Origin of the sequence: Leucobacter aridicollis (genome assembly GCF_013409595.1) — a bacterium.
Classification (GTDB): Bacteria; Actinomycetota; Actinomycetes; order Actinomycetales; family Microbacteriaceae; genus Leucobacter; species Leucobacter aridicollis.
Genome location: NZ_JACCBD010000001.1, coordinates 159972 through 172862 on the forward strand (window position 1 = coordinate 159972; position 12891 = coordinate 172862).

A 12891-nucleotide genomic window follows, 5' to 3' on the forward strand; every position below is an offset into this window, starting at 1 on the left:
GTAGGCGCGGGCTGGCGCATGGCGGCCCGCGCCAGCCCCTGACCTACGCCCGCCCGCGGTGCGAGGCGCCGAACAGGGCCGAACCGCAGACGAGGGTGACGATCGCAACGAGGTACACGGTCGTGATGCCAGCGGCGTCGCTCAGGAGCCCGCCGCCGGCCGCGGCGAGGAAGATCGCCCCCTGGAATCCGACGACGACGAGGCTTCCGCCCGCCTCGAGCGCGTCAGGGAGCCGGTGGCCGGCCCACGTGTTCACGACGAGCAGCCACGAGGCGAAGAAGAAGCCCCAGACGGTGACCGCGATCCCGACGGCCCACAGCGCACCCGGTGCCGCGAGCACGGTGACCGCCGCCGCCGCGATGACGAGGGGCGCGAGCATCGAGAACTGCTTGAACGCGCGGTCGACGACGAGGCCGATGGCGAAGTTTCCGACGAATCCGCCTGCCCCGAACAGCGCGAGCAGCACGACGATGGTGGCGGGAGCAAGTGGGGCTCCCGTTGCGTCGGTGACCCGCTCAAGCGCGAGCCTGATGTAGGTGTATGCCGCGAAGTGGCCGAGCACGACGAGCACGTGGCCGCCGAGTCCGAGGGAGACGCCCGGCACCCTCAGGGCGCGGTCGAGCGCCCGGAAGCCGCCTGCCTTCGTCGCTGGGATACGTGGGAGCGTCACGCGCAGGGAGACCGCGAGGAGCAGCATCGCTGCTCCGATGATCGCGAATACGAGTCGCCAGTCGAACGCGTTGGACAGCATGACCCCAACGGGTACGCCCGCGACCGTCGCGAGCGAGACCCCGCCCGAGGTGAACATCAACGCGCGCCCGAGCCGCCGCGGGCCGACGAGGCTCGAGGCCGCGCTGATCGACATCGACCAGAACGTTGAGAGCGCAGCGCCGAGCATGAAGCGCGCCACGAGGATGAGCCAGAACGACGGCGCGAGCGCGACCAGCACGTTCGACGCGGCTCCGAGTATGGCCATCCAGATGAGCAGCGAACGCCGGTCGATGCGCGGGAAGAGGCTGCCGACCACGAGCGCGGTGATGAGGCCAGCGAGGGCGGTCATGCTGACAGTCTGGCCCGCCTGGCCGGGGGTGATGCCGAGGCCGGCGGCCATCTCGGTGAGCACGCCGTTCGGGAGGAACTCGCTCGTGACAAGCAGGAAGCTCATCGCCATGAGCGTGAGCAGGGCGGCATAGGGCATGGGAGGCTGCGTCGCCGGCAGCGCACCGGCGACGGGAATGGGCGCGGTTGTGGTCATGGTTCTAGCGTCCCAGCGGCGGCCGCGACGCGCCCGATCATGCGAACCCGCTTCCCGACCGATCGTGCACAGCGCGCGCCGGCCGGCGCCCGGCCGGCTACACGTGGTCGAGGGCCGCGCGGAGGTCCGCGATGAGATCCTTTGCCGACTCGAGCCCCACCGACAGTCGGAGGAGGCCGGGCGTGATCCCGAGCCGCTCGTTCACGTCGGGCGTGAATGTCGCATGGGTCGACGTGAGCGGGTGGATGATCATCGATCGAGTGTCGCCGATGCCGGTCATCCGCGAGAACAGTCGCAGGTGGTTCACGAACGCCCGCGCGCCATCGATTCCGCCCCGCACAGTGACGCCGAACACCGAGCCCGTGCGCGCGCCGTCGCCTGCGGCGGTGAGACCGTAGTCGCGGGCGGCGAGTTCGTAGAGCGGCGAGCTGGGGAGCCCGGCGTAGTCGACCGTCTCGACCTCTGGCTGCTGTTCGAGCCAGGAGGTGATCGCGAGTGACGAGGTGACGTGTCGCTCCATCCGCAGCGACAGGGTTTCCATCCCCTGGTGCAGCAGGAAGCCATTGAAGGGCGACAGCGACGGGCCGATGTCGTTGACGACCGCCTCGCGCGCGGCGCGCGCGTAGGCCCCCGACCCGAACCTGTCGACCATCGAGCCGAGCCCCGGCTTCGCCGTCGTGATCAGCGGATAGCTGCGGCCGGCGGCCTCGGCGGCCTCCCAGTCGAAGTTGCCGCCGTCGACGATCGCGCCGCCGACCGCCGCGCCGTTGCCGGTGAGGAACTTGGTCGTCGAGTGCACGACAATGTTGGCGCCGTGCTCGAACGGGCGAATCAGCGCTGGCGTACCGATGGTGTTGTCGACGACGAGCGGCAGGTTGAACCGCCTGGCGACCGCGGCGATGCGCGCGAGGTCGGTGACGTCGTTGCGGGGGTTCGGGATCGTCTCGGTGTAGATCGCCTTCGTGTTCGGGCGGATGGCCCGCTCCCACTCCGCGTCGTCCTCGGAGTCCCAGACGTAGCTCACGTCGATGCCGAAGCGCTGGAAGCTGCGGCCGAAGAGGATGCGCGTGCCGCCGTAGATGGACGCCGTCGATACGATGTGATCGCCGCCGCCGGCCAGCGTGAAGAGTGCCGCGGAGATCGCCGCCTGGCCGCTCGAGACGGCAACCGCGGCGGCACCGCCCTCGAGCGATGCGAGCCGCTCCTCGGCGACCCCGTTCGTCGGGTTCCCCTGACGCGAGTAGATCGGGTCGATGCTGCGCCCGGCGAACCGGTCGACCTGGTCGTCGAAGTCGCCGAACACGTAGCCGGCGGAGAGCGCGATCGGCGGGATCCGCAGGCCGTTGTTCAGGTCCGGGTACTCGCCGGCATGCACCTGCCGGGTCTCGAAGTCGAACCCGGCCCAGTCGGTGTGCGGGGACGCCGCGCCGGGGGTGGTCTCTGGGGTCTTCGAACAGTCGGCCATGCCACTCATCATGCACGCGACCGGCGTGGCGCGCGAGAACCGAGGTAACGCGGCGTCACGAAGCGCCGCCCCTCGGTTCTCGCCGCGGCAGCTACGTGCGGGTGACTGTGCGAACGATCCCCGAGGTGAGCGCCTCGAGCGGGCCGCGACGGCCGGTGGCGGAGAGGATGGCGCCGATGACGAGCACGCCAGCGAGCTGGATGCCGAACGCGCCGAGGCCGGCAACCCACCAGCTCATGCCGCCCGGCAGCTCGGCGCCGGCGTAGAGGGGCGCGTAGACGAGGGCGGTCGCGAGCAGGTGCAGCGTGTAGATCGTGAGCGGCGCCGCGCCGGCGGCGCGGAACACGTCGGTGAGCCGGCCGGGGCCGGTTCCGCGCGAATCGCACATCGTCACGAGCAGCCCGATCACGGCGAGCGCGATGCCGATGGTGCGGAGCATCTCGGCAGGCGAGCCCGAGTGCGGGGCCGCGACGAGCTGCGACCACAGCTCAGGAGCGTTTGGCGCACCGAACTGCTGCATGCCGAGGTACTCCACGAACGTCGCCATGTCGAGGCCCTCGGGCGGGAAGACGCCGAAGCGTTCGAGGTTCGCGAGCGTCCAGTTCGAGACGAGCGTCGCGGCCGTCGCAAGGAGGGCGCCGAGCGCCGCGAGCCCGAGCGCCGACCGGCCGAGCTTGCCGCGCGCGTTCGCCGCGAGCAGCGCCCTGGCGATGAGGATGCCGACGAGCAGGTAGGCGACCCAGGTGATCGCGGGATAGACGCCCGTGAGCAGCGTCCCACGCAGCGTCTCCAACGGTGCCCCGGCAAGCGATTCGAAGGAGGGCGAGCCTGCCTCCTCGACGAGTTCGAGCGTCTGCCGCGCGAGCGCGTTCACGTAGCCGCCCCCGAGCCAGAGCACAGCGGCGACAATCCCGACCACCCAGGAGGGCGCGACGACGAAGACAGCGACCAGGATCAGGGACACCCCGTAGTACACGAGGACGACGATGATGGGCACGTCGAGCGCGCCAAGCGCGAGGCCGAGGACGATGAGGATCACGCCGCGTAGCACGATCGACGCGATCGCGGCTCCGGGCCGACCGGCCTGGAGGGCGCGGCGGCTGGCGAACACGGCGCTCACACCGCCAAGCACCGCGAAGAGGGCGGCCGCGATCCCGCTCGTGAGCGTGGTTGCGATCTCGCCGGCGCGCTGGTTGAGCGCGGACGCGGTCGGGTCGAGTGCGGAGACAGCGACGAGGTGATTGGCCATCATGCCGACGACGGCGAGGAACCTCGCGAGGTCAATGCCGACGTAGCGGGCCGTCGAGCGGCCCGCGCTCGCTATCGGGCGCGTCAGGGATCGGGTAGTGCGTTCCATGGGTTCCAGTCTGGCTGTCGGCTCGGCCCCGCGCGTCACCCGTAGGGGCCACGCGCGTGGCACCAGGGTACCGCCGTCGCTAGGACGCGCGCCGAATGTGATCCCGCGCGTGGTCGAGCGCGGGCTCCAACTCGTCGAAGAGGTGATGCGGATCGCGCAGCGAACGGATCACCCCGAGGCGCTCAAGCAGGGTGCGGTGGTGCGCCTGTACGCCCTTAATAAGCACGGTGACGCCGCGCCGCTCGAGGCTCGTGACGAGCCCGGCGAGCGCGTTCGCGCCCGTGGCGTCGATGATCTGCAGGTCGGAAAGCCTGAGGATCGCGACCTCGACACCCTCCTCATCGGAGATCGCCTCGACGAGGCGGTCTGCCGCGCCGAAGAAGAGCGAACCCTCCACGCGGAACAGCGCGATGCGTTCGTCACCGGGGGCGGCCTCCCCTGGCAGGGGTTCGCGGGTTGCGCCGCTCATGTTTCCGAGGGTGCGCAGCGCGAAGAACGCGGCGACTGCGACGCCGATACCGACGGCCACGACCAGGTCGACGCTCACGGTGATGAGCAGGGTGATCGCGAACGTTGCGGCGCTCGACTTGCCGGAGCTGAAGACGCGCTTGGCGGTCTGCCACGACACCATGCGCGCGGCCGTCATCATCAGCACGCCGGCGAGCGCGGCGAGCGGGATGGCTCCGACGATCGGAGCGGCGACGAGCACGACGAGGAGCAGCGCGAGCGCGTGCACGATCGCCGCGACCCGCGTGCGGGCGCCCGAACGGACGTTCACTGCGGTGCGGGCGATGGCGCCGGTCGCCGGCATGCCACCGAAGAGCCCCGACGCGACCGAGGCGAGGCCCTGCCCGAACAGCTCGCGGTCGGCATTCACGGGGCCGGTGTCCGCGATCGTCGCGGCGACGCGCGCCGAGAGGAGCGATTCGATGGCTACGAGCGCGGCGACCGCCGCCGCCGGGCCGGCGAGCGAGGCGAGCATGGCTCCGTCGAACGCCGGAAGCGTCGGCGCGGGCAGCGAGCTCGGCAGCTCGCCGATGTTCGGCAGCTGGGACCCCATGAGGACCGCGACGACCGAGACGATCAGGATCGCCGCGAACGAGGACGGGAAGCCCGGCACGAACCTGTCGAGCAGCAGCATGATGAGCGCCACGGCTGCGACTGCGGCGAGCGGGAGGAGAGCCGCAGGCCAGCTCGCCTCGGTGAGTGTCTGCCAGGCGGCGACGACGGCGTTGGACGAGTGCCCGGTGTTCTCGACGCCAAGCGCGGCGGGAACCTGCTGCAGGAAGATGATGATGCCGATGCCGGCGGTGAACCCCTCAATCACGGGCCAGGGAATGTAGCTCACGGCGCGGCCGAGCCTGAAGATGCCGGCGGCGACGACCATGAGGCCCGCCATGAGGCTCACGACGGCGACGGCGCCTGGCCCGTGCAGCACGACGATCGGGGCGAGCACCACAACCATCGCGCCGGTCGGACCCGAGACCTGCACGTTTGAGCCGCCGAATACGGCTGCGACGAGGCCCGCGACGATCGCGGTGATGAGCCCGGCCTCGGCGCCGACGCCTGAGCTGACGCCGAACGCGAGCGCGAGCGGCAGCGCGACGATGCCGACGGTGAGGCCGGCGACGAGGTCGCCGCGCCAGCCAGTCTTCAGGCCGCGGTAGTCGTCGCGCGAGGGAAGCAGGGAGCGAAGCCCCGCAAGAATTGAGGACACGTGTCGCCTTTCTCCTTGTCCCTCCATCATGCCCCACTCCCGTCCAGAGATCATTTGTTAATAGGGATTTCAAAAGAAAAGCTGGGCCAGAGCCCCTCTCGCAGATAGTCTGATCCAGAAAATAGCAAATAAGGGGACCCGATGGATATCTTCCTATTCATTACGCAGTTGCTCGTCGTGCTCGGCTGTATCGTCATGGGCACGCGATCCAGCGGTGTGGGGCTTGGCCTGTGGGGCGGCACTGGCGTCGCGATCCTGGTCTTCGTCTTCGGGCTCGCGCCGGGAGCCCCGCCGGTCGACGCCCTGCTGATCGTGCTGTCCGTGGTGCTCGCGTCGTCGATGATGCAAGCCGCAGGCGGCATCGACTGGATGGTGTCCATCGCGGCGAAGGTGATCGCGAAGAACCCGAAGCAGATCACGCTCATCGCGCCCCTCACCGCGTTCCTCTTCTCTGTTGGCGCCGGCACCTCGAACATCCTGTACCCGCTGCTGCCGGTGATTTACGACCTCTCGTACCGCAACGGCATTCGCCCCTCGCGCCCGCTCTCGCTCTCGGTCGTCGCGACCGGCGTCGCGCTCGCGTGTAGCCCGGTCTCGGCCGCGATGGCCGCGATGATCGCGCTCACCGACACGGCACCGTGGAACTTCGAGCTCATGGACATTATCAAGGTGACGCTCCCCGCGGCGATCGTCGGCATCTTCCTCGCGAGCCTGTTCGTCCGCCGCCTGGGCAAGGACATCGCCGACGACCCCGAGATCCAGGCCAAGATCGCCTCCGGCAAGCTCGTGGCCCCCGGGGCCACCGCGACCGAGGTGAAGGCCGAGGTGACGGTGACGAAGGAGGGCCGCTGGGCGGCCATCATCTTCCTGCTCGGCGTCCTCGCGATCGTCGTCTTCGGGCTGTTCTCGGGCCTGCGCCCCCTCGGCGCCGGCGACGACCCGCAGCCGATCGGCATGACCCCGATCATCGAGATCATCATGTTTGTCGCAGGCACGCTCATCATGCTCGTCGCGAAGCCGAAGGTCGCGGACATCCCGACGATGACGGTGTTCCGCGCCGGTATGGTCTCGGCGATCGCCCTCTTCGGCCTCGCCTGGCTCACCAACACGTTCCTCGGCGAGCACTCGAAGCTTGTCGCTGACGGCATCGGAGGGCTCGTGGATACCGCGCCGTGGATCTTCGCGCTCGGCGTCTTCCTCGTCTGTGTGCTCACGACGAGCCAGTCGACGGCGACGAACTCGATCGTGCCGATCGGTCTCGCGGCGGGTATCCCGCTCGGTCTCATGAGCGGCATGTGGGCTGGCGCGTTCGCCGGTATCTACCTGCTGCCGACGAACGGCTCACAGATCGCCGCGGCGAACTTCGACGAGTCGGGATCGACGAAGCTCGGGACGAAGCTCGTGGACCACTCGTTCTTCCTGCCGACGCTGATTTTGGCGGTGGCGACCATCGCCGTCGGCTCGCTGTTCGGCGTGCTCTGGGGCGGGTGACCTGACGGGCTGAGCGGCCGCGCCGCTCAGCCGGCCGCCGGCTGCCTGAGGTAGGTCTGCACGGTGGGGGAGCCGGGAATGTTGACCTGCTTCGCCCTGACGTAGCCGAGGCGCTCATAGCGTGCATCGTTGGCTGGATTCGACGACTCGAGGTAGGTCTGCAGGCCGGCTGCGTCGTAGCGCTCGAGGGCCGCGGCGACGAGGCGCATGCCGATGCCGAGCCCGCGCGCGACTGGCGAGACCGCGAGCAGTGAGAGGTAGGCGTGCGGCGCGGTTGGTCGCGCCTCGGCGAACAGGTCTCCCTCGCCAAGCAGCGCCTCAGCGGCGACGTCGCCGATCGTGCCACGCAACAGCTGCTCGTACGCGCCGAGGTCGTCCGCTGCGATCTCGTCCTCGCCCGGCGGGAACCAGGTGGAAACCGCGCCGAGCGAGCCGTCGGGCAGCTCCGCGACGAGCGGTTCGCCGCGACGCACGGCCTGGTCCGCCATAAACCGCCAGTGCGCGATCGCGTGCGCCGCCCGCTCGGGGTGCTCCGGGAACGCCGGCCCCCAGACCGGGTCTTCTCGGAACCCCTCCCAGAGAATGTGCGCTGTCTCGTCGAGGTCCGTCTCGCGCATGGGCCGAACGGTGAAGGGTGCGGTGCCGCGTGTCATGGCCCGATCCTACTGCGGTGCGACGGCCGGTGCGCGGCGAGCGCCGCGACGCCGGCCGTGGCCTGGCTAGGCGGTGGCGTCGCGGAACGCGTCCCAGGAACGCTTGCAGGCCTGCGCGATCGCGTCGATGTGCGCAGGATCCTCCTGGATCCAGTCGGTGCCGGGCTGCTGCAGTTCCGCGGCGGCAGCCGGGCCGAGCAGGAACTCGCGCAGAAATTCGGCCTGGACCGCTCCGAGGCGGAGACCGGCGGCGTCGGCCTCCGCACGCAGTGCGCCAAAGCGCTCGCCGGCGGCGCGGATCTCTTCGCTCCCGAGGTAGGGCTGGTTGAGCAGCACGGCCGCGGGGTCGGTCACCTCGAAGCCCTCGCGATGCGCGGCGGCGAGCGCGCGCAGCGCCGCCGGATCCATCGTCGGCCGGTCAGCGGGATCCCGCTCCTCGCCGTCGTGGTCGCCGCGGTTGGACAGCGCAACGACGGCGGGCAGCCTGTCGGCCTCGGCGCGCTCAACGTTCACCGCGCCCTCGCGGGTGGTCGTGGTGTTCATCGTGTCGTGGAACGAGAGGCGGGTAAACGACCCGCCGCGCTCGAGCCCCTGCGCGACGAATCTGTCGGTGAGTTCCTCTCGGGTGCGCTCGTAGACGCCGAGCCCCTGCTCGGCGGTGTCGGCGAACGCGTCGACGAGGCGCTGCAGCCCCTCGTCGGTGTCGGGGATCTCGAGGATCGGGAAGAAGGAGAAGGTCACCGGGCGAATCGCGTCGACGCCCGCGAGGTCGACCTTCTGCCAGGCGCCGGCCTCGCGCACGCGCTCGATCGCCGCGGCGAGGTCGGCGCGCACGTCGGCCGGCTTCTTGCGGTTCGGGTCACGGATGAGCCGGGGGTGTGGGTTGATCACCGCGACGATGCGGGGGTCGATCTCTGCCCAGCGGCGCACGATTGCGGCGGTGGCGACGTCGCTGAAGTCGTACTGGAGTCGGCGCGTGAGGGCGGGCGACAGGAACTCCGCCAGCTCTTCGGGGATCGCGGCCCCCGAGTGCGGCGTCGCGACGAGCAGGTCGGCGTCGGCGATCGCCTCGTCGAGCGTGCGGGTGTCGGAGTTCGCGTAGTGGGTGATCTGTTCGGCAGTGAACGTCGTACCCGCAGGAATGAGATCGAGGCTGATGGTGCTCATGTGCCCAGAATACTCAGCGAGACGTCCCACAACCAGGGGTTTTCGGAATTCCTTGAGAGTCCACTATGCGTACACGATCGCGGTGGGAGGCGGCGCGTCGCCGTCGGTGAACGCCTAGGCGATGCCGCGGTTACGCTTGCGGATCTTTGCGGCGGGGCGGCCACCGAGAAACGACGCGCCCGAATCGACCACGTAGCCCTGTTTCAAGGCCTCGCGGCCGATGAGCATCCGAAAGACCATCTCCTCGCGGTCCGTCAGCGTCACCTCGACGGGAACGACGCGGCCGACGAGCCCGAGATCCATGAGCACGACGAGCCGATCCTGGGTGTGCCCGGATGAGCTTCGAACCGTGCGCCGATCGTGGACCGGAAGCTCGACCTCGACCTCGTCGAGTTCGCCCTGCTGCCACGGCTGCACGGTGAACCTCACCCATGCCTCATTGTCACGTTCGAAGGGAGTAATGTTGCCCGCGTGCAAGGCCGAGGTTTGCGCCCCGGTGTCGATCTTGGCCTTGATCCACGGCACTCCGATTCCGGGCAGGCTCACCCATTCACGCCAGCCCGTCAGGGTGCTTGAATAGTATTCGTCCACGGCTTCTATCTTGGCAGGAAATCACCTTGAAACTGGCGATTCTTTCGCGCGCCCCGCAGGCGTACTCGACGCAGCGCCTCCGCGCGGCCGCAGAACAGCGCGGCCACAACGTGAAGGTGCTCAACACCCTTCGCTTTGCGATCGACCTCGCGACGGATGAGCCCGACCTCAGGTATCGCGGAAAGCTCCTGAGCGACTACGACGCGATCCTGCCGCGCATCGGCAACTCGATTACCTACTTTGGTACCGCCGTCGTCCGCCAGTTCGAGCAGATGGACGTCTACACTCCGAACACCGCCAATGGAATCTCGAACGCGCGCGACAAGCTGCGAGCGATCCAGATCCTGTCGCGCCACTCGATCGAGATGCCGCCGACAGCCTTCGTGCGCAATCGCGCGGACGTTCGCCCGGCGATTGAGTCTGTCGGCGGCGCCCCCGTCGTGATCAAGCTGCTCGAGGGCACGCAGGGGATCGGCGTGATCCTCGCCCCCCAGGTGAAGGTCGCCGAGGCGATCATCGAGACGCTGCACTCAACGCAGCAGAACGTGCTCATCCAGAAGTTCATCGCGGAGAGCCGCGGCCGAGATATTCGCGCGCTCGTCGTCGGCGACCGCGTCGTCGCGGCGATGCGTCGCGTCGCGTCGGGCGACGAGTTCCGGTCGAACGTGCACCGCGGTGGCACGGTCGAGCCAGTGCAGCTCGACCCGGCCTACGAGCAGACCGCCGTGCGCGCCGCCCAGATCATGGGGTTGCGCGTCGCCGGCGTCGACATGCTCGAGGGCGACGACGGGCCGCTCGTGATGGAGGTGAACTCGTCGCCGGGCCTGCAGGGCATCGAAACCGCGACCGACCTCGACGTCGCCGGGGCGATCATCGACTACATCGCGAACCAGGTGAACTTCCCCGAGATCGACGTCCGTCAGCGCCTCTCCGTCTCGACGGGGTACGGCGTGGCCGAGCTCGCGATGCACGCCGGCGCGGAGCACGTCGGCAAGCCGCTCGGCGAGCTCGGGCTGTGGGAGCGCGACATCACCGTGCTGACGCTGCACCGCGGCGTGCAGGTGATCCCGAACCCGCGCAAGCACGTCGTGCTCGAGCCGGAGGACCGACTGCTCTGCTTCGGCAAGCTTGAGGAGATGCGCTCCATGATCCCCGAGCGCCCGCGCCGCCGGGCCCGCGTTCGCAAGCTCCCGCCCGAGGCGCAGGACCTCGTCGACAGCTGAGCCTCGCCGGCCGCGGCCCCGGAACAATGCCATGATCGAATGCATGAACGGAATTCGGTACGGCAGCGAGCGGAGCCCTGCTCGGCTGGCGAGCGCCCCTTCGAAGGCGTCGGGATGACTGCCGGCAGCAACCGGGATCGGGAGCTTGCCGCCATCATCCGTCGCCTCAGTGAGGGAAGCCCCGTCTCCGAAAGTGAAATCTCTGCTGCGGCAAACACCGCAGAGACAGCGGAGGCACTCATAGCGCTGTCCCAGCGCACTGCCGGGCTCCGCCAGAGGAGCGCCGAGCTTCGAGCGGTGATGTCATCCACACGCGACCTGTTGTCAACGACCGATGCGGAGTTACTCCTGCAGCGCATCGTGGATCGCGCCCACGAGCTCATTGAACTCGACATTGCGTACCTGTCTGTCTATGACGCGAGCAACGAAGAACTCTACGTGCGGGCCGCGACCGGTACAACGTCCCCTCGGTTTCTCACAATGGTCGTGCCGGCAGGCATTGGCCTGGCGAGCCTCGCGGTGCGTACGAGGCATCCGCAGTGGGTGGAGGACTACGACGAACTCACAACCGTCCCCCACGACCCTGTCATCGATGGCATTGTGCAGGAAGAGCAGCTGCGATCCCTCGTCGGAGTACCTCTCGTTGTTGGAGATGAGGTCTTGGGCGTGTTGTTCGGCGCGAGCCGCCAGCCGCATAGCTTCAGGGCTGACGAGATTTCGCTGCTCGCCACCTTCGCAGGACATGCGGCACTGGTGCTGCATACCGCCAGGCTGCTCCAGGAAGCCACCACCGCAACCCAGGAGGCAGCGCGTGGTCAGCGGGCAGCCGAATGGGCGGCGTCGCTGCACGGTGATCTCACTGCTCTCGTCGTACACGGGCATGGAACCGCGACAGTGATCGCGACCCTCAGCGACGCGCTCGGGCGTCCGGTTGGCCTGCTCGATGTCGAGGGCAAGGTTGTGGCGGGCACGATGAGTGAAACCTCACCGGGCCGGCGGATGCGGGAAGTGATTGAGCGCACGGTGGCGGGTGGAACGAGCCTCCGCTTGCCGCAGGGGGCCGTTGAGCTGGTCGCTCCAGTGCTTGCCGCGACGGGGCACCTCGGGGCGATAGTCGTTGAGCGAGGCGCCGCACCGCTGACCTCTGTCGAGCAGCGAGCAGTCGAGCGATCAGCAGTTATTGCCGCACTTGTGCACATGCGCCACGACGCGCTCGACCAAGCTGAGGAGAGAGTCCGGGGGGAACTTGCAGCCGACTTGTTCGACCCCGAGCGTCGTGCGAGCGGGGTAGATCGGGCTGAGGCCCGCGGCTACCCCGTTGATGAACCTTGGGCGTTGTGCGTCGTCCTTCTGCCGCGGGAACACTGCGCGCAGGCATTGGCCGCAGTTCGCGGCCGCCGGGACTTTCTCGCCGCACACACGCCGGTCGGTGTTGCAGTGCTCGCTCCGCTCGAGCATTCAGGGGATACGTGCGAGCACATTGTTGGGGTAATGAACCGGCCTGAAGCGGGAGCTGCCTACGTGATCGCGGCGAACCTTCAGGAAGCCGCCGCAGGCATCGAAGACGCTATACAAACCGCGAAGCTGGCCCAAGGGCTGGCACTTGGCTCGCGGCGTTTCCCCGTCGCGACCTTTGCCCCGTATGCGTTGCTGTTCGGAGGCGAAGGTGGCAAGCTCCGCGATTTTGTCACCGAGACGTTGCGCCCTGTTTCTCAATGGGATCACGCGCATGGGACCCAGCTCGTAGAAACTCTTGCTGCACTCTTCGATGAGCGCTGGTCGCTCACCGCCGCCTCGCGGCGGCTCCACATTCACCTCAACACGTTGAAGCAGCGAGTGCAACGGCTACGAGCGCTCTTAGGTGAAGCCGATGACTCGCCCGAAGCACGATTCCGCCTCGAGCTTGCTGTTCGCGTAGAAGTCGCACGCCGCGCACTCGAATAGACAGGGTTGATCGCCCAATAACGTCCAA

The 12891-nt window shown here is 68.7% G+C and carries 10 protein-coding genes; 3 read left to right on the forward strand and 7 right to left on the reverse strand.

Annotated features, from left to right (window positions below; translation table 11 throughout):
• Positions 1–43: 43 nt before the first annotated feature.
• The 4 genes from BJ960_RS00740 to BJ960_RS00755 form a co-directional block, all read right to left on the reverse strand.
• Entirely contained in the window at positions 44–1255 is a 1212-nt protein-coding gene (locus BJ960_RS00740) for an MFS transporter (RefSeq protein ID WP_185985850.1), read from the reverse strand.
• A gap of 97 nt (positions 1256–1352) precedes the next feature.
• On the reverse strand, positions 1353–2720 hold the full coding sequence (locus tag BJ960_RS00745; RefSeq protein ID WP_185985851.1) for an O-acetylhomoserine aminocarboxypropyltransferase/cysteine synthase family protein: 1368 nt from the start codon (positions 2718–2720) through the stop codon (positions 1353–1355).
• A gap of 91 nt (positions 2721–2811) precedes the next feature.
• Positions 2812–4077 (reverse strand): heparan-alpha-glucosaminide N-acetyltransferase domain-containing protein, encoded by a 1266-nt coding sequence (locus tag BJ960_RS00750; protein WP_185985852.1) that lies wholly within the window; start codon positions 4075–4077, stop codon positions 2812–2814.
• Between the two features lie 79 nt (positions 4078–4156).
• Positions 4157–5794 carry a SulP family inorganic anion transporter gene (locus BJ960_RS00755; protein WP_307814693.1) on the reverse strand — a complete coding sequence of 546 codons (1638 nt, stop codon included), beginning with the start codon at positions 5792–5794 and terminating at the stop codon, positions 4157–4159.
• A gap of 141 nt (positions 5795–5935) precedes the next feature.
• Here BJ960_RS00755 and BJ960_RS00760 point away from each other — a divergent pair, with 141 nt between their 5' ends.
• Positions 5936–7285 (forward strand): anaerobic C4-dicarboxylate transporter, encoded by a 1350-nt coding sequence (locus BJ960_RS00760; protein ID WP_185985853.1) that lies wholly within the window; start codon positions 5936–5938, stop codon positions 7283–7285.
• A gap of 26 nt (positions 7286–7311) precedes the next feature.
• Here the strand turns inward: BJ960_RS00760 and BJ960_RS00765 are convergent, their stop codons facing one another.
• From BJ960_RS00765 to BJ960_RS00775, 3 genes are all read right to left on the reverse strand, one after another.
• The gene (locus BJ960_RS00765; protein ID WP_237463722.1) at positions 7312–7938 is read right to left on the reverse strand and encodes a GNAT family N-acetyltransferase; all 627 of its coding nucleotides are present in this window, start codon (positions 7936–7938) and stop codon (positions 7312–7314) included.
• Positions 7939–8004: 66 nt separating this feature from the next.
• A complete protein-coding gene (locus tag BJ960_RS00770; RefSeq protein WP_185985854.1) occupies positions 8005–9105 on the reverse strand; it encodes an N-formylglutamate amidohydrolase in 1101 nt (366 codons plus the stop codon).
• A gap of 114 nt (positions 9106–9219) precedes the next feature.
• Positions 9220–9696 (reverse strand): ATP-dependent zinc protease family protein, encoded by a 477-nt coding sequence (locus tag BJ960_RS00775; RefSeq protein WP_185985855.1) that lies wholly within the window; start codon positions 9694–9696, stop codon positions 9220–9222.
• Between the two features lie 26 nt (positions 9697–9722).
• Here BJ960_RS00775 and BJ960_RS00780 point away from each other — a divergent pair, with 26 nt between their 5' ends.
• Together BJ960_RS00780 and BJ960_RS00785 are read left to right on the forward strand one after the other, a co-directional pair.
• Positions 9723–10919 (forward strand): RimK family alpha-L-glutamate ligase, encoded by a 1197-nt coding sequence (locus BJ960_RS00780; RefSeq protein ID WP_121074238.1) that lies wholly within the window; start codon positions 9723–9725, stop codon positions 10917–10919.
• A 39-nt stretch (positions 10920–10958) separates the two neighbouring features.
• On the forward strand, positions 10959–12863 hold the full coding sequence (locus BJ960_RS00785; protein ID WP_185985856.1) for a helix-turn-helix domain-containing protein: 1905 nt from the start codon (positions 10959–10961) through the stop codon (positions 12861–12863).
• Positions 12864–12891 lie beyond the last annotated feature (28 nt).

Coding starts and splice junctions, on each gene's coding strand:
- BJ960_RS00740 (WP_185985850.1), bottom strand. CDS start 1,255: ATGACCACAACCGCGCCCATTCCCGTCGCCGGTGCGCTGCCGGCGACG.
- BJ960_RS00745 (WP_185985851.1), bottom strand. CDS start 2,720: ATGGCCGACTGTTCGAAGACCCCAGAGACCACCCCCGGCGCGGCGTCC.
- BJ960_RS00750 (WP_185985852.1), bottom strand. CDS start 4,077: ATGGAACGCACTACCCGATCCCTGACGCGCCCGATAGCGAGCGCGGGC.
- BJ960_RS00760 (WP_185985853.1), top strand. CDS start 5,936: ATGGATATCTTCCTATTCATTACGCAGTTGCTCGTCGTGCTCGGCTGT.
- BJ960_RS00765 (WP_237463722.1), bottom strand. CDS start 7,938: ATGACACGCGGCACCGCACCCTTCACCGTTCGGCCCATGCGCGAGACG.
- BJ960_RS00770 (WP_185985854.1), bottom strand. CDS start 9,105: ATGAGCACCATCAGCCTCGATCTCATTCCTGCGGGTACGACGTTCACT.
- BJ960_RS00785 (WP_185985856.1), top strand. CDS start 10,959: ATGCATGAACGGAATTCGGTACGGCAGCGAGCGGAGCCCTGCTCGGCT.